The organism is Pseudoxanthomonas sp. 68-E7, from assembly GCF_057773145.1.
In genome coordinates, this window is sequence record NZ_JBYMTI010000002.1 from 421,430 (window position 1) to 443,179 (window position 21,750).

Here is a 21,750-nt window from a genome sequence, read left to right on the forward strand (position 1 = left end):
GGAGTGCTCACATTAACGCGCCCCATGACCCGCGTGCCAGCCTCCACGCGACCGCACGAGCGGCACCGGCCTGTTAGGATCCGGGAGTTTGTTCGCTGTCCCTTCCTCCCTCACCAACTGGTCACACCGCCGTGTCTCTCTTTGCATCCGTCGAACTGGTCCCGGGCGATCCGATCCTGGGAATGACCGAGGCCTACAACGCCGATCCCCGCCCCGGCAAGGTCAATCTGGGCGTTGGCATCTACTACGACGAACAGGGCCGCATTCCCCTGCTCGACACGGTCCGCGAGATCGAACAGGCGCTGGCCGCGGAAGCCAAACCGCGCGGCTACCTGCCCATCGACGGCCTGCCGGGCTACAACCTGGCCACCCAGAAACTGCTGTTCGGCGCCGGTTCGGCCGCGCTCGAAGCCGGTCGCGTGGTCACCGCGCAGACCATCGGCGGCAGCGGCGCCCTGCGCATCGGCGCCGACTTCCTCAAGCGCGCGCTGCCGCAGGCGAAGATCGCCATCAGCAGCCCGAGCTGGGAAAACCACCGCGTGGTGTTCGGCACCGCCGGCTTCGAGGTCAGCGACTACCGCTACTACGACCCGGCCACGCACGGCCTGGACTTCACCGGCATGCTGGAAGACCTGGGCGCGCTGGAGCCAGGCACCGTGGTGCTGCTGCACGCCTGCTGCCACAACCCGACCGGCGTCGACCTGACCGCCGCGCAGTGGGCACAGGTGGTGGATCTGGTAAAGGAACGCGGCCTGCTGCCCTTCATCGACATCGCCTACCAGGGTTTCGACCAGGGCACCGACGCCGATGCCACCGCGATCCGCCTGTTCGCCGATTCCGGGATCCCGGCGTTCGTGGTCGCCAGCTCGTATTCCAAGTCGTTCTCGCTGTATGGCGAGCGCGTGGGCGCGCTGTCGATCGTCTCGGCCGATCGCGACGAGGCCAGGCGCGTGCAGTCGCACATCAAGCGCACCATCCGCTCCAACTATTCCAGCCCCGCCACCCATGGCGGCGCGCTGGTGTCCGGCGTGCTCGGCAGCGACGAGCTGCGCGCGCGCTGGGAGCAGGAACTGGGCGGCATGCGCGAGCGCATCCACACCCTGCGCGCGGGACTGGTGTCCAGGCTGGCGGCGCTGGGCGCGCCGGAGTTCGGCTTCATCCAGCAGCAGGCCGGCATGTTCTCGTACTCGGGCCTGAGCACGGCCCAGGTCGATCGCCTGCGCGAGGAATATGCGATCTACGCCATCGGCACCGGCCGCATCTGCGTGGCCGCGCTCAACAGCCAGAACATCGGCAAGGTGGCCGAGGCCGTCTACGCGGTGAGCCGCGGCTGAGCCGGTGTGAACCGGCCTGCGATGTTTCAAGGGTGATGGGCCAAAACCCCCGGCATGGCCGGGGGTTTTGTTTTACGGTTCCGCGCGGGCGGGCCGCCCTCCCACGCTTCCCTCCTCCGTTGCAGAAGGGAGACCGAGGCGGATTTTCTCCCGTCGTTGTCTGCCTTCAGCGCCTGCCCAGATACCCCGCGACCGCGTCGATGTCGTTGGCGCTGAGCCCCGCCGCCTGCGCACGCATCGCGCCGTGGGTCAGTGTGTCGACGATGTAGGCGCGGCTGCGGCTTTCCAGTCGCGAACGCGGCGGGATGTTGCCCTGGGGGTGGTCATGACAGGCCGCGCAGCGCTGCTTGAACAAGGTCTCGCCATCCAGTCCCGAGTCGGCCAGCGCCACGCCCGTGGATGTTCCAGCGCCACCAGGCACCCGAGGTGCCGGCGCAACATTCGCCTGTCCCGCCCCCGCCTTCTCCGCGCGCGCCGGCGCGCCCGGCCCGAAAGCCTGGATGCGATCCGTGCCGACCACCACCGTTCCGTTCGCGAATACCGGTTCGTTGTACTTGCCGGAAGTGTGCAGTTGGCCGGGCGCGCTCTTCCACAGCAGTTCCAGGCTGTCGCCGTCGAAGGCGTACAACACCGGCGCCGGTGTATCCGCGCCCGCGAGTGGCGCGGAACGGCGGGCATTCTCGTCGAGCACCCAGACCACGGGATTGCGCGTGCCGTCGCTGCTGATGACCGGCGAGCCCGGATTGATCAGGACCACGTCCATCTGCCGGCGCTCGACCGCCAGATGGGCCGGCTGGCCGGGCGCGGCCGTCACCCGCAACTGGACCAGCGACGGCGGCACCGCTTCGGCCGAGCCTTCCGTGCGCCGGGTGTTGCCGGTCAGGTAGACATGGACCACGCCCTCCCCGTCGCGATAGTTCGCCGGCACCGAGCGTCCGCGCGCCTGATCCATCGCCGCGTCCTGTTCGGAGTACGGACCGAACACGTTGAGCGGGCCACGCCCGCCAAACTGCGGCTGTCGCGAAGGGGGCAGCAGCGAACCATCACTGGCCGCGTCCAGGCCGCAGGCCGGACGCCTGTCGAGCCGTCCCGGCAAGCGCCCGCGATCGAGCAGATAGGCATTGCCCTGCTTGCCGCCGACCACCATCAGTCGCGGCGTGGCGGTCGATGAAGGGGGCAGATCGGCCAGCAGGCTGATGCCGCCGGATCCCAGATCGATATCCATCTTCGCGCTGCCGCAGTGGTTGAACGGCGTGTAGGTGCCACGCAACCGCAACCCTCCCGACGCGGCGTCGGACAGTTTCAGCACCGACTGGGTCCAGTCGTGCGGCTGATCGCGATAACCGTCGAAGCCGCTGCCGGTCACGACGAAGATGTTCCCCCCGGCATCCAGCGCCGGCCCACCCGCGCCCCAGATGCCGCCGCTGCCGCGATGCGGCATCGCCACCGCGGCGAACGCGCTGGCCACGCGCGGCTGCGCGGTATCGACCGCGACCAGCCAACCGGTCTCGGTTTCGCCGAAGGTGACGTACAGGCGTGAACCATCGGGGCTCAGGTTCAACGCGCCGCGCTGCACCCGGAAATCGAAGCGCCGCTTCGGCGGCACCCGCGAGGGTCCGGCGTTCGCGTTGACGGTGTTGAAACGGGTCTCGTCCAGGCGCACGGGCCAGCCTTCGATGAGCTTGCCGCTGCCGATGTCCAGCGCATAGGCCTGCCAGCGCTCCTTCGGATCACAACTGGTGACATACAGGCGCCCGCGAGCGACATCGATGATCGGCGTACCCAGGACGCCAGTGGGTACGGCATCCAGCGGCGCCGGCTGCAGATGGCAAGGCGGCGCGAGCCGGGTGCGCCAGAGAATCCGGCCGGGCGCCACGTCACCGGCCTTGCCGGCGTTGATCGCGTACACATAGCCGTGGTTGCTGGCGGCGAACACCACCTGGAACATCTGCCCGCGGTGTTGCCCCGCCGTCATCCGGACCTGCGACAGGTACAGGGGCGAGGCGTACAGGCGCGGCGCCTGGCCTTCATGCGCATCCAGCGGCGGTGATTCCCAGAGCAGGCCGAAGGAAGGATCCCGCACCCGCGCCGGCGTCAATTCCGGCTGGTGGCGATGCCAGCCGCTGCGTTGCCGATCCGCGTGGAAAGTGGTTGCGTCACGCACCGACGGCGTGATCACGCCGGACGTCGCCGAGCCCGGTCCTGTCGAATCCACCGGGTTGGACGCTCCGGCATCCGCGCCTGCGGCCGGAACCTCGATGTCCGCCGTCCACAGGATCGCATTCAACAACACGCGCCTCAGCATCGGCTGGTCCAGCGCGGCCAGGAAATGCGCGCCGCTGTAACCGAATGAACGACCGCCATCGGGACGCTGGAACGTCCAGCCCACGGTGACCGTTTCAGGCCGCTCCTCGATCACCGGCGCGCCGTCGCGGTACTGCACGTGCAGGGTGCTGCGCAGCACCGGCTGCACGCCCCGCGCTGCGAAGCGCAGGGTCGGATAGAACTCGTCGCGATAACTGAAGGCGGTCACCCCGCGGATGACCGGATGCCTCGCGTCGACCGGCGATATCGTCGCGGTCTCGGTGGTGCGATCGAACATGCCCACGCGTTCGGCGCCCAACCAGCCACGCAGATCAAAATGGGCATTGCCGGCCGGTACGGTGGAAGCCTGGTGCAGCGCCACCAGTCCGACGCCCCGCTGGACCAGCGCCTCCAGTTGCGCGCGCCGGGCGGCATCGCGTAGCGGATGTCGATCCAGCCCGTCGAAATACAGCACCACGGTCGAAGCGCCCTGCAACGCGGCGGGATCCGTGGGCCAGCCCCGGTCGTAGACGATGATCTCGGCGCCACGGGCCTGCGGCGATGCGCCGATGAGCGCCGCCAGCCGGCGCACCCCTTCGGCATAGGCATGCTTGCCCGGTCCTTCCGTGCCGGTTCCGCCAATCAGCACGATCCTGCGGCCTTCGCCCGGCCCCCGGCAGCCCGCCGCAAGCAGCATCAACAGCGTGATGCCGATGAGCAGCGCGGTGCGGATGCGCGCACGCTGGGTGTTCCCGTCCTGCTTCCGCACTGGCCCCTCTCCCGTGACGGATGTCCACAAACGTCATCGACGAGGCTAGGACCCGCGCGCCGGGGAAGGAATCCGATCCGGCTACGTTCTGAGACTAGATTTTGTTGCCTGCGGCCCGAATCAGGCGAACCTCCGGCCTTTCCGGTTCACCACAGGCGGCGGCCGCTTTCCGAGTCGAAGAAGTGCAGGTGCGCCGGATCCACCGCCATGCGCAAGGCGACGCCGGCACGCGGCAGTTGCCGCGGCGGCAACCGCGATACCAGCGGGTGCGCGCCAAACATCAGGTTGACGAACGCCTCGCTGCCCACCGGTTCCACTACTTCCACCAGGGTGTCGAAACCGGTGGCTTCAGGCGCGGCCGGTCGCAGGTGTTCCGGGCGCACGCCCATCGCCACCGCCTTACCCAGCCAGTCCTCGCCGACCCGCGCATCGCCGAGCGGAATCGACAGGCCCGCGTCCAGCACCAGGCGCAACCCTTCCGCCTGCTCCAGGCGGCCATGCAGCACGTTCATCGCCGGACTGCCGAGGAAACCGGCGACGAACAGGTTGGCCGGATGTTCGTACAACGCCATCGGCGTGTCGATCTGCTGGATCTGGCCGTCCTTCAGCACCACGATGCGCTGGCCGAGGGTCATCGCCTCGACCTGATCGTGAGTCACGTAGATCATGGTCGCGCCCAGTTGCCGGTGCAGCCGGGCGATTTCGGTGCGCATCGAATGGCGCAGCTTGGCGTCCAGGTTGGACAGCGGTTCGTCGAGCAGGAACACCGCCGGCTCGCGCACCAGCGCGCGTCCCAGCGCCACCCGCTGGCGCTGGCCGCCGGACATCTCGCGCGGCAGCTTGGCCAGCATCTGGCCCAGGCCCAGGGTTTCGGCGGCGGCGTTGACCCGCTGTTCGATCACCGCGCGCGGATGTCCGCGCAGCTTCAGCCCGAACGCCAGGTTCTCGGCGACGGTCATGTGCGGATACAGCGCGTAGTTCTGGAACACCATCGCGATGTCGCGATCCTTGGGCGCGACCTCGTTGACCACCCGATCGCCGATCGACAGGGTGCCGCCGGAGATTTCCTCCAGCCCGGCGATCATCCGCAGCAGGGTCGACTTGCCGCAGCCCGAGGGCCCGACCAGCACCATCAGTTCACCGTCGGCGACCTCGAAACTCGCGCCGTGCACGGCCACCTGGCCGTTGCCGTAGACCTTGCGGACATTGTCCAGCCGCACACTCGCCATCTGCTCTCCCGGGCGGCTTCCGCCACCGTGTTGTCGGACGCTGCCGCCGGGCCCCTCCCGGTGCAGCGGCGTGCATACGAATGCACGCCGTCAATGACCACCTTCCCATTTCCCAACCCGGGAAGTTGGGTTATTCTGCCATGTAATCGTTTTCACAACGCAATCACCCCCACTTATCTCCAATTTGACGACACCGCCGGAGGGGCCATGTCGAACGCTTACCGTTTCCCCGAGAACTTCATCTGGGGCAGCGCCACCGCCGCCTATCAGATCGAGGGCTCGCCGCTGGCCGACGGGGCCGGCCCCAGCATCTGGCAGCGCTTCGCCCACACCCCGGGTCGCATGCTCAACAACGACACCGGCGACGTGGCCTGCGACCACTACAACCGCTGGCGCGAAGACATCGGCCTGATGAAGGAACTGGGGATGCAGGGCTACCGCTTCAGCGTGTCCTGGAGCCGGGTGATGCCCGAAGGCCGCGGCCGGATCAACCAGAAGGGCCTGGACTTCTACGAGCGGCTGGTCGATACCCTGCTGGAGAACGGCATCCAGCCCACCGCCACCCTGTTCCACTGGGACCTGCCGGCGGCGCTGGACGATCGCGGCGGCTGGCTGAACCCGGACATCGCCGACTGGTTCGCCGAGTACAGCGAAGTGATGTTCAAGCGCCTGGATGGCCGCATCAAGCGCTGGGCCACTCTCAACGAACCCTGGGTGGTCACCGACGGCGGCTACCTGCACGGCGCGCTGGCGCCGGGCCACCGCAACCGCTTCGAGGCGCCCATCGCTTCCCATCACCTGCTGCGCTCGCATGGCAAGTCGGTGCAGGCCTACCGCGCGATCGGCAAGCACGAGATCGGCCTGGTGGTGAACATCGAGCCGAAGTACCCGGCCAGCGACAGCCCCGAGGATCTGGCCGCCACCCGGCGCGCCGAGGCCTACATGAACCGGCAGTACCTGGATCCGGTGTTCTTCGGCACCTACCCGGAAGAACTGCGCGAGATCTTCGGCGAAGCCTGGCCGGAATGGCCGCAGGCGGACATGGACCTGATCCGCCAGCCGCTGGATTTCATCGGCGTGAACTACTACACCCGCAACGTCTCCCGCCACGACGAATCGAACTGGCCGTTGAAGGTCTCGCCGGTCCGGCAGACGCAGCATACGTATACGGAGACCGGCTGGGAGGTCTTCCCGCAGGGTCTGACCGATACACTCACCTGGGTCAAGGACCGCTACGGGAACCCCAAGGTGTTCATCACCGAGAACGGCGCCGCCTTCTTCGATCCGCCCAAGGCCGAGCGTGGCCGCGTGCGCGATCCGCTGCGCCTGAGCTACCTGCGCCAGCACCTGCGCGCGGTGCACGCGGCCATCGAGGCCGGTTGCGACATCGGCGGCTACTACGTCTGGTCGCTGCTGGACAACCTGGAATGGTCGCTGGGCTACTCCAAGCGCTTCGGCATCATCCACGTCGACTTCGACAGCCAGACCCGCACACCGAAGGACAGCGCACGCTATTATGCGAAGGTCGTGGCCAGCCACGGCGAGGCACTGACCAACGAGGACGACTGAGGCGAATGCGGCGGACTACTTTTTGCGGCCACGACCCCTTCAAGAGTAATCACCCCGCATGAGCACCGATAACCGGGTCCTGCTCGCCGACATCGGCGGCACCAATGCACGCTTCGCGCTGGCCGACGCCAGCGCTGCCGCGCCACTGCTGGAAGACAGCGTGCGCGGCTTCGCGGTGGCGGATTTCCCCTCGCTGGCCGACGCCGCCCAGCACTATCTGGACGAGGTCGGCGCCGAACAATCCAGCCTGGACATCCGCAACGGCGTGTTCGCGGTGGCCGGACGCGTCGATGGCGACGAGGCCCGCATCACCAACCATCCATGGGTCATCTCGCTCTCGCGCACCCGCGACGCGCTGGGCTTCGACAACCTGCGCCTGGTCAACGATTTCGCCGCGCAGGCGATGGCGCTGCCGTTGCTGGGCCGGCAGGACGTGGTCGCGATTGGTATTCCCGACTGGGCGCCGGATCCCCAGGCCACGCACCGTACCTACGGCGTGATCGGTCCGGGCACCGGGCTGGGCGTGGGTGGCCTGATCGTCCGCGACGGGCGCACTTTTCCGCTGGAAACCGAAGGCGGCCACGTCAGCTTCGCCCCCGGTACGCCGCAGGAAATCGAGATCCTGCAGCGGCTGTCGGCACAGTTCGGCCGGGTCTCGATCGAACGCCTGATCTGCGGCCCCGGCCTGGTCAACCTGCATCGCGCGCTCAGCGAGATCGCCGGCGAGGATCCGGGCAACCTGCAGCCCGCCGACGTGACCGCGCGCGCGGCCACCGGTGATGCGCGCAGCAACAACGCCATCGACGTGTTCTGCGCGGTGTTCGGCGCGGTGGCCGGTGATCTGGTGCTGACCCTCGGTGCCTGGGACGGCGTATTCCTGACCGGCGGGCTGGTGCCGAAACTGCTGACCTCGCTGCAGCATTCCGGCTTCCGCCAGCGCTTCGAGCACAAGGGACGCTTCTCCGCCAACATGGCGCGCGTGCCCACCCTGGCGATCGTGCATCCACGTCCGGGCCTGCTCGGCGCCGCGGCCATCGCGGTGGAAGCCTACGGGCCTTCGCGCTGATCGCGCCAACCGGCCGCGCGCCGGGCTGGTCTGGCTTTGGTCACTTTCATTGCAGGCGCAAAAGGTAGAAAGTTGAGGGGTTCTTCGTTGTCCGCCCCGCATCGGCGGCGACGTCGGCCTGGAACCCGCGCGCAGGCCGGACACATGCCTGCCCTGCCACGGCATGGCGCAGTCCGGCATGCGCCGCTGCGTAGACACCGACGACGCCCTGCCCACGGCCAGCGGCGCACACTCGTCCTTCCGCAGTCCAGCCGACGCCAATGAGCCTGCATCCGCGCATCCAAGAAGTCACCGAACGCATCCGCCAGCGCAGCCTGCCACTGCGTCGCGCCTATCTCGCCGGCATCGACGCGGCCAACGCCGCCGGCCCGCATCGCACCCGCCTGAGCTGCGGCAACCTGGCCCATGCGTTCGCCGCCTGCGGACCGACCGACAAGGATCGCCTGCGTGCCGACGCCACACCCAACCTCGGCATCGTCACCGCCTACAACGACATGCTGTCGGCGCACCAGCCGTTTGAGACCTATCCGGATCTGATCCGCGACCTCGCCCGCTCGCTCGGCGCGACCGCGCAGGTCGCCGGCGGCGTACCAGCGATGTGCGATGGCGTCACCCAGGGCCGCCCTGGCATGGAGCTGTCGCTGTTCTCGCGCGATGTGATCGCGCAGGCGACCGCGGTCTCGCTCAGCCACGACATGTTCGACGCCGCGCTGTACCTGGGCGTGTGCGACAAGATCGTCCCGGGCCTGCTGATCGGCGCGCTCGCGTTCGGCCATCTGCCGGCGGTGTTCGTACCCGCCGGGCCGATGACGCCGGGCATTCCCAACAAGAAGAAGGCCGAGGTGCGCGAGCGCTACGCCGCCGGCGAGGCCAGCCGCGAGGAACTGCTGGAGGCCGAGTCGGCCAGCTACCACGCGCCGGGCACCTGCACCTTCTACGGCACGGCCAACTCCAACCAGGTGCTGCTGGAAGCGATGGGCGTGCAGCTGCCGGGCACCTCGTTCGTCAATCCCGACCAGCCATTGCGCGACGTGCTGACCCGCGCTTCGGCCGAACGCGCCCTGCGCATCACCGCGCTGGGCGATGACTACCGTCCGCTCGGCCACCTGATCGACGAGCGCGCGATCGTCAATGCGATCGCCGCGCTGATGGCGACCGGCGGTTCCACCAACCACACCATCCACTGGGTGGCGGTGGCGCGCGCGGCCGGCATCGTGCTCACCTGGGACGACATCGACCTGATTTCGCGCACCGTGCCGCTGCTGGCGCGGGTGTATCCGAATGGCGACGCCGACGTGAACCGCTTCGCCGCCGCCGGCGGCACCGCCTATGTGTTCCGCGAGCTGCTGGACGCCGGGCTGATGCATGACCTGACCACCATCATGCCGGGCGGCATGCGCGCGTTCTGCGACGAGCCGCGCCTGCAGGGTGGGCAGCTGGCCTACACGCCGGGGCTGGCCGAGAGCGCGGACCCCGCGGTGGTGCGGCCGGTCGCCGAGGCCTTCGAGGACCAGGGCGGCCTGCGCCTGCTGCGCGGCAACCTCGGCCGCTCGTTGATCAAGACCTCGGCGGTGAAGCCGGAATACCGCTTCATCGAAGCGCCTGCGGTGGTGGTCGACGACCCGCGCGCGCTCAACAAGCTGCACGCGGCCGGCGTGCTGCCGCAGGATTTCGTCGCGGTGGTGCGCTACCAGGGCCCGCGCGCCAATGGCATGCCGGAGCTGCATTCGCTCGCGCCGCTGCTGGGCCTGCTGCAGAACCAGGGCAGGCGCGTCGCGCTGGTCACCGACGGCCGCCTGTCCGGCGCCTCCGGCAAGATTCCCGCCGCCATCCACATGACCCCGGAAGCCGCGCGCGGCGGTCCGCTGGCCCGGCTGCGCGAGGGCGATCTGATCCGCCTGGACGCCGAGGCCGGCGTGCTTGAGGCGCTGGTGCCGGCAGAGGAATGGAACGCGCGCGAGCTCGCGCCGAACACCTCGCCCGCCGCGCTCGACATGGGCCGCAACCTGTTCGCGGTCAGCCGCGACGTGGTCACGCCGGCCGACCAGGGCGCGCTGTCGATTTCCTGCGGTCCGCCGTATCACAACGGTACCTGGGAATACGATTCGGAATACGAGCTCGGCGACGCCGGGCAAGCCGCCGAAGCCCCGCACGAAGCGAAGGACGCCTGAGCGCCCTCCCCCTCCACACGCCTACTGATCCCCCATGAGCATCGAAGCCCGCCAGCAGAAAGCCGAACAACTCCTCCGCGCCGCCGGCATCCTGCCGGTCGTCACCGTGCACACGCTGGACGAGGCGCGACGGGTCTCCGAGGCGCTGCTGGCCGGCGGCCTGCCGGCCATCGAACTGACCCTGCGCACGCCGGTGGCGATGGAGGCGCTGGCGATGCTCAAGCGCGAACTGCCGGATATCGTGATCGGCGCCGGCACCGTGCTGAGCGTCGAGCAGATGCAGCGCTCCATCGACGCCGGCGCGGATTTCCTGGTAACGCCGGGCACCACCGCCGAAATGGCCGATGCGCTGGCCGCGGCGCCGGTGCCGGTGGTGCCGGGCGCGGCCACGCCGACCGAACTGCTGTCGCTGATGGCGCGCGGTTTCCGGGTCTGCAAGCTGTTCCCCGCCTCCGCCGTCGGCGGCCTGGCGATGATCAAGGGACTGGCCGGCCCGTTGTCCGAACTGAAGCTCTGCCCGACCGGCGGCATCGGCGAGGACACCGCCGCCGACTACCTGTCGCAGCCGAACGTGGCCTGCATCGGCGGCTCGTGGATGGTGCCCAAGGCCTGGCTGGATGCCGGCGAGTGGGACAAGGTGCGCGAGAGTTCGGCCAAGGCCGCCGCCATCGTCAGCCGCGTGCGCGGCTGACCCGCACCCCATTGGCTTCCCCTGTAGGAGCGACGTGAGTCGCGACCAGGTGATTGGCGGGTCCTTACGTCCCCATCGCTCAAGCACGAAAGTCGCGACTCACGTCGCTCCTACCGCGGCCCTCCTTCCCGATACAGGCGCAACCCGAACCGGTCACGCCACCAGCCACTCGCCAGCAGCAGATGCCAGCCGACCAGCAGCAGGCCAAGCTGCCATTCCAGCGCGTTCTCGATGCGATCACGCATCACATCGTCGGCGACCAGCGCGCCGGCGATGACATTGCCCACACCCAGTCCGAGCATGGCCACGCACAGCGCGGCCATGCCCGCCAGCAAGGCCGGCGACAGGCGCCGCAGCGCCCTCGCCCGCCGCATCAGCAGCAACTGGGCGAGGAATCCGAAACCGAAGTACACGGTCCCCCCGTAGCGGCGCAGGAAGCCATATACCTCGCCCTCGGTTCCGAGAAAGGTTGCGTAGATCGCCAGCGCCGAAGCCGACAACAGGCCCAGCGCCAGCATCCATAGCGTCGCCGCGTTTCCGCGCTCCCGCAGCCAGTGGCGGGCCAGCCACCAGGTCGCGCCGTGCAGGAGCGCGCAGGGAATCACCAGCAGGCGGAACAGATGGTTGCCCAGCCCGTGCCGCGCGGCCCGGCTGATGGAGGTGCAGCCTTCCCAGTACGGCACGCAGGCCGGCACATGGCCGGCCTGGATCGACAGCCACAAGGCCAGATGCGTGGCGACCAGCAGCAGCAAGGCGGCCGCCAGCGGCAACGGCCAGAGCGGGGTGGTACGGGGCTCCCTCATCGGCATGGCAAATGATGCGGCGGCGGAAACCGCACTCTACCCGCTCCCCCTATCCCTGTAGGAGCGACGTCAGTCGACCGTCCGTTTCCTCAGGCATCGCAACGACGAACCCGGTGGGATACCTGCCGCGGTGGCATCGGTCCCATCGTCGGAGGTCACCCGGCCGCTCACCGTGGTGAGCGACATCAGACCGCGATGCTTTCCCAATCTGCGATCTGACACAACGGACATCCTGGTCGCGACTCACGTCGCTCCTACACACAACAGTTCGCGGGCGACACTCCGTCAGCCCTTCACGCTCCCCAGCAGCAGGCCCTGGAGGTAGTAGCGTTGCAGCAGCAGGAACAACAGCAGCACCGGCAGCACGGTGATGACCGCGCCGGCCATCATCATTTCCACGTCCATGATGTGCTCGCGCGACAGCGAGGCCAGCGCCACCGGCAAGGTGTAGTGGGCCTGGTCGGTCAGCACGATCAAGGGCCACATGAAGTCGTTCCAGGCCGCCATGAAGGTGAAGATCGCCAGCGTCACCAGTACCGGCTTGAGCATCGGCAACACGACCTGGAAGAAGATCCGCAGCTCGCTCGCACCGTCGATGCGCGCTGCTTCCAGCAGTTCGTCCGGGATGCTGCGCGCGTACTGGCGGACCAGGAAGATGCCGAACACCGTTGCCAGCGCCGGCACGATCACGCCGCCGAAACTGTTGACCAGGCCGAGCTGCTTCATCAGCAGGAACAGCGGCAGCATCGCCACCTGCGCCGGGATCACCAGCGCCGCCAGCAACAGCTGGAAGATCCGATCCCGGCCGCTGAAGCGCAGCTTGGCGAAGGCATAGCCGGCCAGGGTGTTGATCAGCAGCGAGCCCAGCGTGATCGCGCCGGACACCAGCAGGCTGTTGGCGAAGTTGTGCGCCATGCCGGTCCGCGCGAACAGTTCGCGGTAGTTGGCCAGGGTCGCGCCCGAGGGCAGCAGCGGCGGCGGGAAGCGGCTGGCCTCGCCGGCCGGCATGAACGACACCGACACCATCCACAGCAGCGGCGCCAGGCTGATCAGCGCCAGCAACAGCAGCGCGCCGTTGACCAGCCAGGCCTGCCAGCGGGATGCGCCCACCTCGCGCGCGACGGCGTGGCGGCTCATACCAGATCCTTCCTGCGGCCCAGGCGCAGCATCACGGTGGTCACCGCCAGGATGATCAGGAACAACAGGAACGCCACCGCCGAGGCGCGGCCGAGCCGCCACCACTTGAAGCCTTCCTCGAACATGAAGTACAGGACGCTGACCGTGCTCTGCAACGGGTCACCGCGGGTCATCACGTAGGGTTCGGCGAACAGCTGGAAGTAGCCCGATACCGTGATCACCCCGACCACCAGCAGCACCGGCCCCAACATCGGCAGGGTGATGTGCAGGAACTGGCGCCACTTCGATGCGCCATCGATGCGCGCGGCCTCGTAAAGATCCTGCGGAATGGCCTGCAGGCCGGCCAGGAAGATGACCATGTTGTAGCCGAAGTTCTTCCACACCGCGAACAGCATGATGGTCGGCATCGCCCAGCGCGGGTCGCCCAGCCAGTCGATCGGCGCGACGCCCAGGTGGCCCAGCGCCCAGTTCACCAGCCCGTAGCTGGTGTGGAATAGATAGCGCCAGATCACCGCCACGGCTACCAGCGTGGTCACCACCGGCGCGAACAGCGCGGTGCGGAACAGGGCCTTGAGGCGCGCGGCCGGCGCGTTGAGCAGCATCGCCGCGCCCAGCGACACCGCGATCGACAGCGGCACGCCGACAATCACGAAGTACGTCGTATTCCACAACGACTTCCAGAACATCGGCGACCGCAGCAGTTCCAGGTAATTGCCCAGGCCGACGAAGCGCAGGTTGTCGGCGTCGGCCAGCGCATACAGGTCGAAGTCGGTCAGGCTGAGCAGCAACGCCGAGAACACCGGCAGGCCGAAGAACACGCCCAGCACGATCAGCGCCGGGCCGGCGAACACCCAACCGGCGAGCGAACCGCGCCGGCTCATGGCCGTGCCCCCGCCTGCCCGGCATGGTCACGTTCGTACATCCAGCGGCGCTTCTCCAGGATGGCATCCACGCGCGCGTCCAGATCCTGCACCGCGCGCTCCTGGCTCTGCCCGCCGCGCACCACCTGCTCGGTCACCAGCCGCATCTCCTGGGCGATGCGCTCCCACTCCAGCACCTTGGGCGTGGGCTTGACCCGCTCCAGCTGATCCCGGAATGCCCGCGCGTACTCGTCATTGGCCAGGGCCGGGTGCTCCCAGGTACTGCGTCGCGGCGGCAGGTCGCCAATCAGCGCGTGGAAGCGCTGCTGGATTTCCGGGCGCGACAGGAACTCGACCAGTTTCCACGCCGCCGCCTTGCGTTCGGAGCTGCGGAAGATCGCCAGGCTGGTGCCGCCGGCGATGCCCGCGCCCGGGCCATTCGGACCCGGCAATGGCATCGTGCCCCATTGGTCGCGCAGGTGATCAGGCATCCGTTTCTTGAACTCGCGGATGTTCCAGGGGCCTGACAGATAGAAAGCGTAGAAGCCGTTGAAGAACTCGTCCCAGACATTGGAAATCTGGGTCTCCGACATCTTCGGCGCCCAGCCCTGCTCGAACATGTTGGCGTAGAAGCCCAGGGCGCGGCGGAAGCCCGGGCTGCGGAAGTTGCCGCGGTTGTCGTGATCGCGCAGCAGGGGATCCGGCATCTGCAGCGCCAACGAGACCTGCTGCTCGAATTCGTTGACCGGCATCAGGATGGCATAACGACCCGGGCCGGCGTTGCGCTTGATCGCGGCCAGGGCGCGCTCCCACTCGGCCCAGGTGACCGGCGGCTTGTCGAAGCCGGCCTCGCGCAGCAGATCCTTGCGGTAATACAGCAGGCGCGTATCCACGTACCACGGCACGCCCAGCAATTGCCGGTCGACCACGGCGGTATCCCAGATGCCGGGGAAATAGTCGGCCGGCTCGACCACCTTCGACGCGTCCACGTACGTCTGCAACGGCTCCAGCGTGCCCAGCGCGGCGAACTCCGGCAGCCAGGTGTTGCCGAGCTGGCACAGGTCCGGCAGGCCATCGGCGGCGAACGCGGTCAGCAGCTTCTCGTGCGCGGCGGTCCACGGGATGTTCTGCACGTCGACGTCGATGTCCGGGTTCTCGCGTTCGAACTCGGTCACCAGTTCGGCGACGACTTCGGCCTCGCGGCCCATGGCCCAGAACGTCACCTTCTCGCGTCCTTCATCGCGCCCGCAGCCGCTGGACAGCAGCACGCCCGCCAATGCCAGCAGGAGCAGACAGCAGCGCACCAGACATCCCCCACCACCCGAGGGACGTCTGATGCGTGCCGGAGAGAACCTTGCCATGCGGACAGCTTACTTACTGCGGCGTCTGGTTGCGCGCCGGCGCCTCGGGCTGCTGTTCGGCGGCCTGCGCCGCACGCGATTCGGCCGTGCCCAGCGCACGCGCGGCGGCGGCCTTCGGATCCGCGTTGGCCGGCACCTGGATCGGCGCGCCCTCCGGGGTCATCCAGCCGCCCTCGAAACCCGCCCGCGCCAAGCCCTTGCGGATGTACGGGTTCTTCTTCATCACTTCCCAGACGAAGCCGTTCCGGTAGTTGGCGATCATCGTCAGGATCGGTCCCTGGTCGATGCCGATGTAGTCACTGCCCACCCAGCCCTGCCCCGGCACGATGCGCCCGGCCTTCAGCGGAATGTCGTAGTCGAAACTGGGGTTGAACGCGTCCAGGAAGCCATAGCTGGAATACAGGTGTTCGCCGTAGCGCTTGTGCATTTCCTCGGTGGCCGGGATCACGATCTCCGGCGCGAACGGCAGCGAGGCGATCGCCGCGGTCGGGGCGATGGTGCCGTCGTCGAAGTTCTCGCGGAAACCCACCCCGCGCGCGGAGTAGTGGCGGAATTGGCGCTGCTCGCCGCGATATTCCTGCAGGGTCTGCTGCGGCCCGTCGCTGGCGGTCAGTCCCCAGACGTTCTCGCCGTAACCGCGCCACTTCATCGGGTTTTCCATGGCGTAGTTGCGCTGGGCATAGGTGGCGCGGCGGCTGTTCTCGAAGTAGTCGATGCCCTTCTCGCGCATGTAGGCGTCCTGGATGCCGCGGAAGTCGATCCAGACGTGGCTGTACTGGTGTCCGAAATGCGGGCCGAAGGTCAGGTATTCCTGGTCCTGGTACACGCCCCACGATTCGCCGTAGGTGCGCGTCCACACTTCCCAGGCTTCCGGGCCGACCGGATGGCTGGGCGACCCGAGGGCCAGCACGTACAGCATCATCGCCTCGTTGTAGCCCTTCCAGTCATGTGGAATCACCCCGCTTTCCGGGAACCACCCCATCGATACCAGCGGCTTGTTCTTCTGCAGCCAGGTCCAGTCGACCCGCTTGTAGAGCACGTCGGCCAGCTCGCGGATTTCCTTCTCGCGCGGCTCGTCGCGGTCGTAGTACGACTGCGCGAACAACACGCCCATCATCAGCAGCGTGGTGTCCACGCTCGACAGTTCCACCCAGCTCGCATAGCGGTGGCCGGTCTGCATGTCGAGGAAGTGGTAGTAGAAACCCTTGTAGCCACCCTTGCCTTCGGCCTGCGGTCCCTGCGGCAGATCGCGGAAGAACTTCAGGGTGGTCAGGGTGCGATCCACTGCCTGGGTCCGGCTGACCCAACCGTTCTCGATGCCGATCGGATACGCGGTCAGGGCGAAGCCAACCGAGGCGATGCTGGCGAACGGCCGCGACGGAAAACGGTCCGGCGTCAGTCCATTGAGTTCATTGGTGGTGTCCCAGAAGAACTGGAAGGTGCGCCGCTCGACATCGCGGAACAGCGGCGGCAGTTCCGGCTTCTCGGGTTTCTTGCGTACTTCCGGCGCCGGCGCGGCGGCCGGCTTGGGCGCCTCGGCAGGCGCGGGCGCGCGGTTGCAGGCCGCCAGCATGACCACCATCAGGCCCGCCAGCCACGTCCAATTCCGGTTTCCCCTGGCCCCGGCCTGGCCCTTCTTGCCTGTAAACGTTTTCATCTCGAGTTGTTTCTTTCCTTCATGGGTCACCGCGGGTCCGCGGCTAACGCGTGGAGAAAGGAGACCGGCGCATCAGAACGACACCGGTTCGGCTTTGCAATGGCGGTCGATGAACCGCTGGTGCTCGGGCATCGCGTCGACGCAGGCGCTGATCGTCCCGGCGACGCTGTCCATCAGGCGCTTGAGGTCGGCGTCGGTCACGCGATCGACCAGCGGATGCCATCCGCGCGGCTCGATGCCCTGCCCGATCATCACCTGCACCCAGCTGATCTCGGCGAACATCTCGCTGGCGTTGCGGAAGAACCGCCCGCTGTCGCGGAACAGCGCCAGGTTGGCGGCCAGGCTGTCCGGTATCGCCATGTCGCGGCACTGCCGCCAGAACGCAGAATCATCACGCTCGGTGGCCTTGTAATGCAGCACCAGGAAATCGAGGATGCGCTCGAACTCGAACGCCAGCTGGTCGTTGTAGCGTTGCGCGAGCACTTCGTTGAAGCCCTCGCGCGGAAACAGTTCCAGCAGCTTGGAGATGCCGGACTGGACCAGGTGGATGCTGGTCGACTCCAGCGGCTCCATGAAACCGCTCGACAGGCCCAGCGCGACCACGTTGCGGTTCCAGCATTTCTTCCGGCGGCCGGTGGTGAAACGCAGCGGACGCGGATCGGCCAGCGCGCGGCCATCCAGGTTGGCGAGCAGCGTGGCGGCGGCTTCGTCGTCGCTGATGTGGGCACTGGAATAGACGTAGCCGTTGCCGGTGCGGTGCTGCAGCGGGATGCGCCACTGCCAACCGGCGCTGCGCGCGGTCGAGCGCGTGAACGGCGTCGGCGGCCCCACCTTCTCGCAGGGCACGGCCAGCGCCCGATCGCAGGGCAGCCAGTGCGTGTAGTCGATGTAGCCGGTGTGCAGCGCTTCCTCGATCAGCAGTCCGCGGAAACCGGAGCAGTCGATGAACAGATCGCCGGCCACTTCCTCGCCCGAGCGCAGGCGCAACGAGCGGACATGGCCGTTGCCGGGATCAAGATCGACCTGGTCGATGATGCCTTCCACCCGCTTCACCCCGAGGCGTTCGGAGTACGCGCGCAGGTACCGGGCATACAGGCCGGCGTCGAAGTGATAGGCATAGGCGATGTTGGCCAGCGGCGAATCCGCCGGCACGTCGCTCGCGCCGGTCATGAAACGGCCGCGCCGTCCCGCCAGGCTGTTGAGCGTATAGGCATCCAGGGGCTGCGCCATGCCCGCCTTGCGGGCCTTGAACCAGTATTGCTGGAACGGCAGCAGGCCGTAGGGATGGCCGATTTCCTGGCCGAAGCCATGGATGTAGGTATGACCGGTGCGGTACCAGTCATGGAACTCGATGCCCAGCTTGAACGTGCCCTGGGTACTGCGGACGAAGTCGGCCTCGTCGATGCGCAGCAACTGGTTGAACGCCTTGATGTGGGGCACGGTGGCTTCGCCGACGCCGACGATGCCGATCAGTTCGGATTCCACCAGGGTGATGGCGTAGTCCGGTCCCAGCACGCGCGCGAAGGCGGCGGCGGCCATCCAGCCGGCGGTACCGCCACCGACGATCACGATGTTGCGCAGGGACTGTGGATTCATGTTGCGAGGTCGTGGAGCCGATGGGCCAGCCGCTTCCCGCCGTGGCCGGAATACGGCCACGGCGGGACCTCAAGCGGGGCGAACAATGGTGGCGTTTGCGCGGCACCCGGAGAGAGGGTGCCGCGGCGCGGCCGCATCAGAACTTGTAGCTGACTTCCAGGTTGAGCGTACGCGGGAAGTAGTAGATATCACCGCGATCCTTGATTTCGATGTCCGGGTCCAGGCGTCCACCGCTGCCGAAACCGAGGTAGCTGTACTCGGAGTAGTTCTTGAAGTTGAACGCGTTCAACAGGTTGGCGCGAATCGACAACTTGGTGTCGCCCGGCAGCGTGAACTCCTTGGTCGCCTGGAAATCCACCGTGCGGTAGCTGAAGATCTTTCCACCGATCAGGAACTTGCCGTTGGCCGGCGGAGTGAAGCCCACCAACTGGCAACGCGAACCGTCCCAGGCGTCATAGCCGTAGCAGGCGATCGTGTTGCGCGGGGTCGGCGTTTCCAGGACGATCTTCGCGCCGAAGGTGATGCCCCACGGACCGTCGATCGAACCCGCTGCGGTGAAACGGTGCTTGGGCGCGTTGCCCGACTTCACGAACGGCACGTAGCCCAGCCGCGACTTGTCGAAGTAGGCAAACGGATCTTCCGAGTTGGTGCTGTTCTGCCGGCCCTGGGTGTGGGTGTAGCCGAAGTTCACGCCCCAGCCGGAGGCCTTGGTATACGGCTTCTCCAGCGACAGCAGGATCTGGGTGTTGTTGCTCTCCACGCCGTTGTCGCCGACGATCGTGCCGCCATAGCCCGGGACGGTACCGCCCCACGGCGCGCCGCCGTTGTTGAAGAACGCACCGTCCGGATGGCGGTTGGCCAGGGTGAAGCCGAAACCGTCACGCGACATGATGCGCTGGATGGTCACGTCCGAGAGCCATTCGCCGATCTGGTTGGTGATGCCCAGGCTGAACTGGTCGGCATACGGCGTCTTAAGCTTGTTGTTGAGCATGAACACTTCCGCACCGCCACGGCCGGCAATCGCCGCCGACAGGACATCGATGCCGCCCAGGTAAGCCGGGTCCCACGGAATGCAGCGACCGGTGCTGGCCGGTTCGCGCACGCACTGGCCGGTTCCCGGATCCTGGAATTCGAAGCGGACCAGCGATACCGCCGACTTGGTCTTTTCCAGGGCCAGGTCCTTGAACAGATTGCGATCGTACGAACGGCCCGCACCACCATGGATCACGTGGCGCTCGTCGCCGAAGATGTCATAGGAGAAGCCAAAGCGCGGTGCCCAGGCATCCTTGAAGCTCTTCCGGTTGTGGCCGTTGCTGATGTAGTCGGCCGGATTCAGCGCGTCCTTGCCGCCCTTCAGCCAGCGATTGATCCACGGCTCCCCGGGGTTGTCCGGATCGGGACCGTAGAGCGCCGCCAGGTAGGCCGGCGAGGTCACGTGGTCGGTGTAGGCCGGCACGTCCTCGTAATCCCAGCGGATGCCCAGGTTCAACATCAGGTGCTCATTCACCTGCCAGTCGTCCTGGATGTAGAAGCCATACTGCTTGGCGCTGGTCTTGATCAGCGCGGACTGGCCCGGCTCGTCGAACGGCGCCAGGAATTCCACGCGATACGGCGTATCGGAAACCACGCCGGTCACCGGATCGAAAGCATAGGTGAACTGCGGGTTGTAGGGTTGGCCGTCGCTGGAGGTCAGATCGATCGACTTGTAGCTCACGCCCATCTTGATGGTGTGATCGCCATGCCACTGGAAGCTGTTGAAGGTCAGGTCATCCTGGATCGACCAGCCCTTCTGCACCGCGCTCTTGACGCTGAAGCCGTCGGCCGGGCCCAGGTTCAGCAATGCGCGCTCGGCGGGTTCGGGCTGGCCGGTATCCTCCAGCCAGGCAATCTTGCGGCCGTTGCCGAATCCGAACGGATTCGGATTGTTCTCGGTACGCTCGGTGGTGACGATCAACTCGTTGAAGAAGCGGTCACCGCTGTGCTGCCAGCGCAGGTTGGAACGCTTGTCCTTGTTGATGCGCTGCTGGCCATGCTCGGGGGTGTCCTGCCCGCCGATGTTGCCGGCCTGGGTCTCGTCGCGGTACTGGGCACTCAGCTCCAGCCGATCACGCTCGTTGAGATCCCAGCTCAGCTTGCCGAAGTACAGGTCCTCCTCCAGCGGCAGATAGGCCGCGCCGTAGTAGGAACGCAGATCGGCCGGCAGCAGGTCACCCACGTTGCCGGCTTCGGCGGAGGGCTGGATGCTGCGGGCGTAGATGTTTTCCTTGTTCTCGTAGGCGAAGAAGAAGTGCATCCGGTCCTTCAGGATCGGACCGCCGACCGCCAGGCCCCACTCCTTGATCTGCGACTTGCCCTTGTCCTTGTTCCATTCGCTGGGCAGCTTCTCGCGCATGTTCTCGTCGGTGTAGTGGTAGAACACCTCGCCTTCGAACTCATTGGTGCCCGAGCGGGTCGCCGCGGTGATCGCCGCGCCGCTGATCTGGCCGTACTCGGCCTTGTAGTTGGAGGTGATGACCTTGTATTCACCAATGGCCAACTGCGGGAACGGGTTGCCCGCGCTCTGCTGCTGGCCGGCGATGCCGCCGCGCTCGACATAGCTCTTCTGGCTGACGCCGTCGATGAACAGGTTGGTCGAGCTGGTGTTGGTCACGCCGCTGCGCAGTTCGGCGACACCCTGGGCATTGATCTTGAATTGCATGCCCGGGATGGTGTCGGCGAACTCCAGGAAGTTGCGGGTCGCCTGCGGCAGGGTCTCGATCTGGCGCTGGGAAATGGTGTTGCCGACTTCGGAGGTGCGCACGTCGCGCAACAGCGGCGCCGACACGGTGACGGTGTCCAGGTTGGTCGCATCGCCCGTCGGCGCGGCCACCGGCGCGCCGGAATCGAGGTTCAAAGTGGAACTGGCCGCCACGGCCAGGGTCACCGTCTGCGACGCACCGCCCGCCTGCACGGTGTAGGTGCCCGGCGGCAGCCCGACCAGGGTATAGCTGCCGTTGGCGTTGGTCTGGGTGCGGCGAACCGCGCCCGTGGCGACGTTGGTGGCAACAACTTCGGTGCTCGCCGATGCGCCGGCCACCTGGCCGCGCAAGGTGGCGCCGGTGGACTGGGCAAAGGCCGGTGCACTCATCGCCAGGCAGCTGACGAGTGCACAGGCCAGGAGGGTGCGATTTGGATTTCGCGCTTTGTGATTGCGTTGCTTCATG

Annotated in this window: 14 protein-coding genes; 5 read left to right on the top strand and 9 right to left on the bottom strand. The window is 67.3% G+C overall.

The annotated features are described in order from the left end of the window. Positions 1 to 131 precede the first annotated feature (131 nt). Positions 132 to 1,334, top strand: coding sequence for an amino acid aminotransferase (locus AC3DE2_RS06445; RefSeq protein ID WP_488425525.1), 1,203 nt, complete (start codon positions 132 to 134; stop codon positions 1,332 to 1,334). A gap of 166 nt (positions 1,335 to 1,500) precedes the next feature. On the opposite strand, the gene AC3DE2_RS06450 is transcribed toward AC3DE2_RS06445, so the two are convergent. Both AC3DE2_RS06450 and AC3DE2_RS06455 read right to left on the bottom strand, forming a co-directional pair. Next, positions 1,501 to 4,407 (bottom strand): ThuA domain-containing protein, encoded by a 2,907-nt coding sequence (locus AC3DE2_RS06450; RefSeq protein ID WP_488425526.1) that lies wholly within the window; start codon positions 4,405 to 4,407, stop codon positions 1,501 to 1,503. Between the two features lie 146 nt (positions 4,408 to 4,553). After that, complete coding sequence (locus AC3DE2_RS06455; RefSeq protein ID WP_488425527.1) at positions 4,554 to 5,636, bottom strand: ABC transporter ATP-binding protein; 1,083 nt, start codon at positions 5,634 to 5,636, stop codon at positions 4,554 to 4,556. 207 nt (positions 5,637 to 5,843) lie between these two features. Between AC3DE2_RS06455 and AC3DE2_RS06460 the strand changes: the two genes are divergently transcribed. From AC3DE2_RS06460 to AC3DE2_RS06475, 4 genes are all read left to right on the top strand, one after another. After that, the gene (locus tag AC3DE2_RS06460) at positions 5,844 to 7,205 is read left to right on the top strand and encodes a GH1 family beta-glucosidase (RefSeq protein WP_295377642.1); all 1,362 of its coding nucleotides are present in this window, start codon (positions 5,844 to 5,846) and stop codon (positions 7,203 to 7,205) included. Positions 7,206 to 7,263: 58 nt separating this feature from the next. After that, positions 7,264 to 8,271 carry a glucokinase gene (glk, locus tag AC3DE2_RS06465; RefSeq protein WP_295377643.1) on the top strand — a complete coding sequence of 336 codons (1,008 nt, stop codon included), beginning with the start codon at positions 7,264 to 7,266 and terminating at the stop codon, positions 8,269 to 8,271. A 260-nt stretch (positions 8,272 to 8,531) separates the two neighbouring features. Then, positions 8,532 to 10,442 (top strand): phosphogluconate dehydratase, encoded by a 1,911-nt coding sequence (gene edd, locus AC3DE2_RS06470; protein WP_488425528.1) that lies wholly within the window; start codon positions 8,532 to 8,534, stop codon positions 10,440 to 10,442. Positions 10,443 to 10,476: 34 nt separating this feature from the next. Next, the gene (locus AC3DE2_RS06475; protein WP_488425529.1) at positions 10,477 to 11,133 is read left to right on the top strand and encodes a bifunctional 4-hydroxy-2-oxoglutarate aldolase/2-dehydro-3-deoxy-phosphogluconate aldolase; all 657 of its coding nucleotides are present in this window, start codon (positions 10,477 to 10,479) and stop codon (positions 11,131 to 11,133) included. A gap of 110 nt (positions 11,134 to 11,243) precedes the next feature. On the opposite strand, the gene AC3DE2_RS06480 is transcribed toward AC3DE2_RS06475, so the two are convergent. The 7 genes from AC3DE2_RS06480 to AC3DE2_RS06510 form a co-directional block, all read right to left on the bottom strand. Then, positions 11,244 to 11,936, bottom strand: a complete 693-nt coding sequence (locus tag AC3DE2_RS06480; RefSeq protein WP_488425530.1) for a hypothetical protein — start codon at positions 11,934 to 11,936, stop codon at positions 11,244 to 11,246. A 285-nt stretch (positions 11,937 to 12,221) separates the two neighbouring features. Next, a complete protein-coding gene (locus tag AC3DE2_RS06485) occupies positions 12,222 to 13,073 on the bottom strand; it encodes a carbohydrate ABC transporter permease (protein ID WP_488425531.1) in 852 nt (283 codons plus the stop codon). Continuing rightward, positions 13,070 to 13,954 (bottom strand): carbohydrate ABC transporter permease, encoded by an 885-nt coding sequence (locus AC3DE2_RS06490; protein ID WP_488425532.1) that lies wholly within the window; start codon positions 13,952 to 13,954, stop codon positions 13,070 to 13,072. The genes AC3DE2_RS06485 and AC3DE2_RS06490 overlap by 4 nt, the downstream gene beginning before the upstream one ends. Further along, positions 13,951 to 15,225, bottom strand: coding sequence for a sugar ABC transporter substrate-binding protein (locus tag AC3DE2_RS06495; protein WP_488425767.1), 1,275 nt, complete (start codon positions 15,223 to 15,225; stop codon positions 13,951 to 13,953). The genes AC3DE2_RS06490 and AC3DE2_RS06495 overlap by 4 nt, the downstream gene beginning before the upstream one ends. A gap of 82 nt (positions 15,226 to 15,307) precedes the next feature. Further along, a complete protein-coding gene (locus AC3DE2_RS06500) occupies positions 15,308 to 16,951 on the bottom strand; it encodes a glucoamylase family protein (protein ID WP_295378666.1) in 1,644 nt (547 codons plus the stop codon). Between the two features lie 72 nt (positions 16,952 to 17,023). After that, positions 17,024 to 18,547, bottom strand: coding sequence for a tryptophan halogenase family protein (locus AC3DE2_RS06505; RefSeq protein ID WP_488425533.1), 1,524 nt, complete (start codon positions 18,545 to 18,547; stop codon positions 17,024 to 17,026). Between the two features lie 136 nt (positions 18,548 to 18,683). Next, the gene (locus AC3DE2_RS06510; RefSeq protein ID WP_295378662.1) at positions 18,684 to 21,749 is read right to left on the bottom strand and encodes a TonB-dependent receptor domain-containing protein; all 3,066 of its coding nucleotides are present in this window, start codon (positions 21,747 to 21,749) and stop codon (positions 18,684 to 18,686) included. Position 21,750 lies beyond the last annotated feature (1 nt).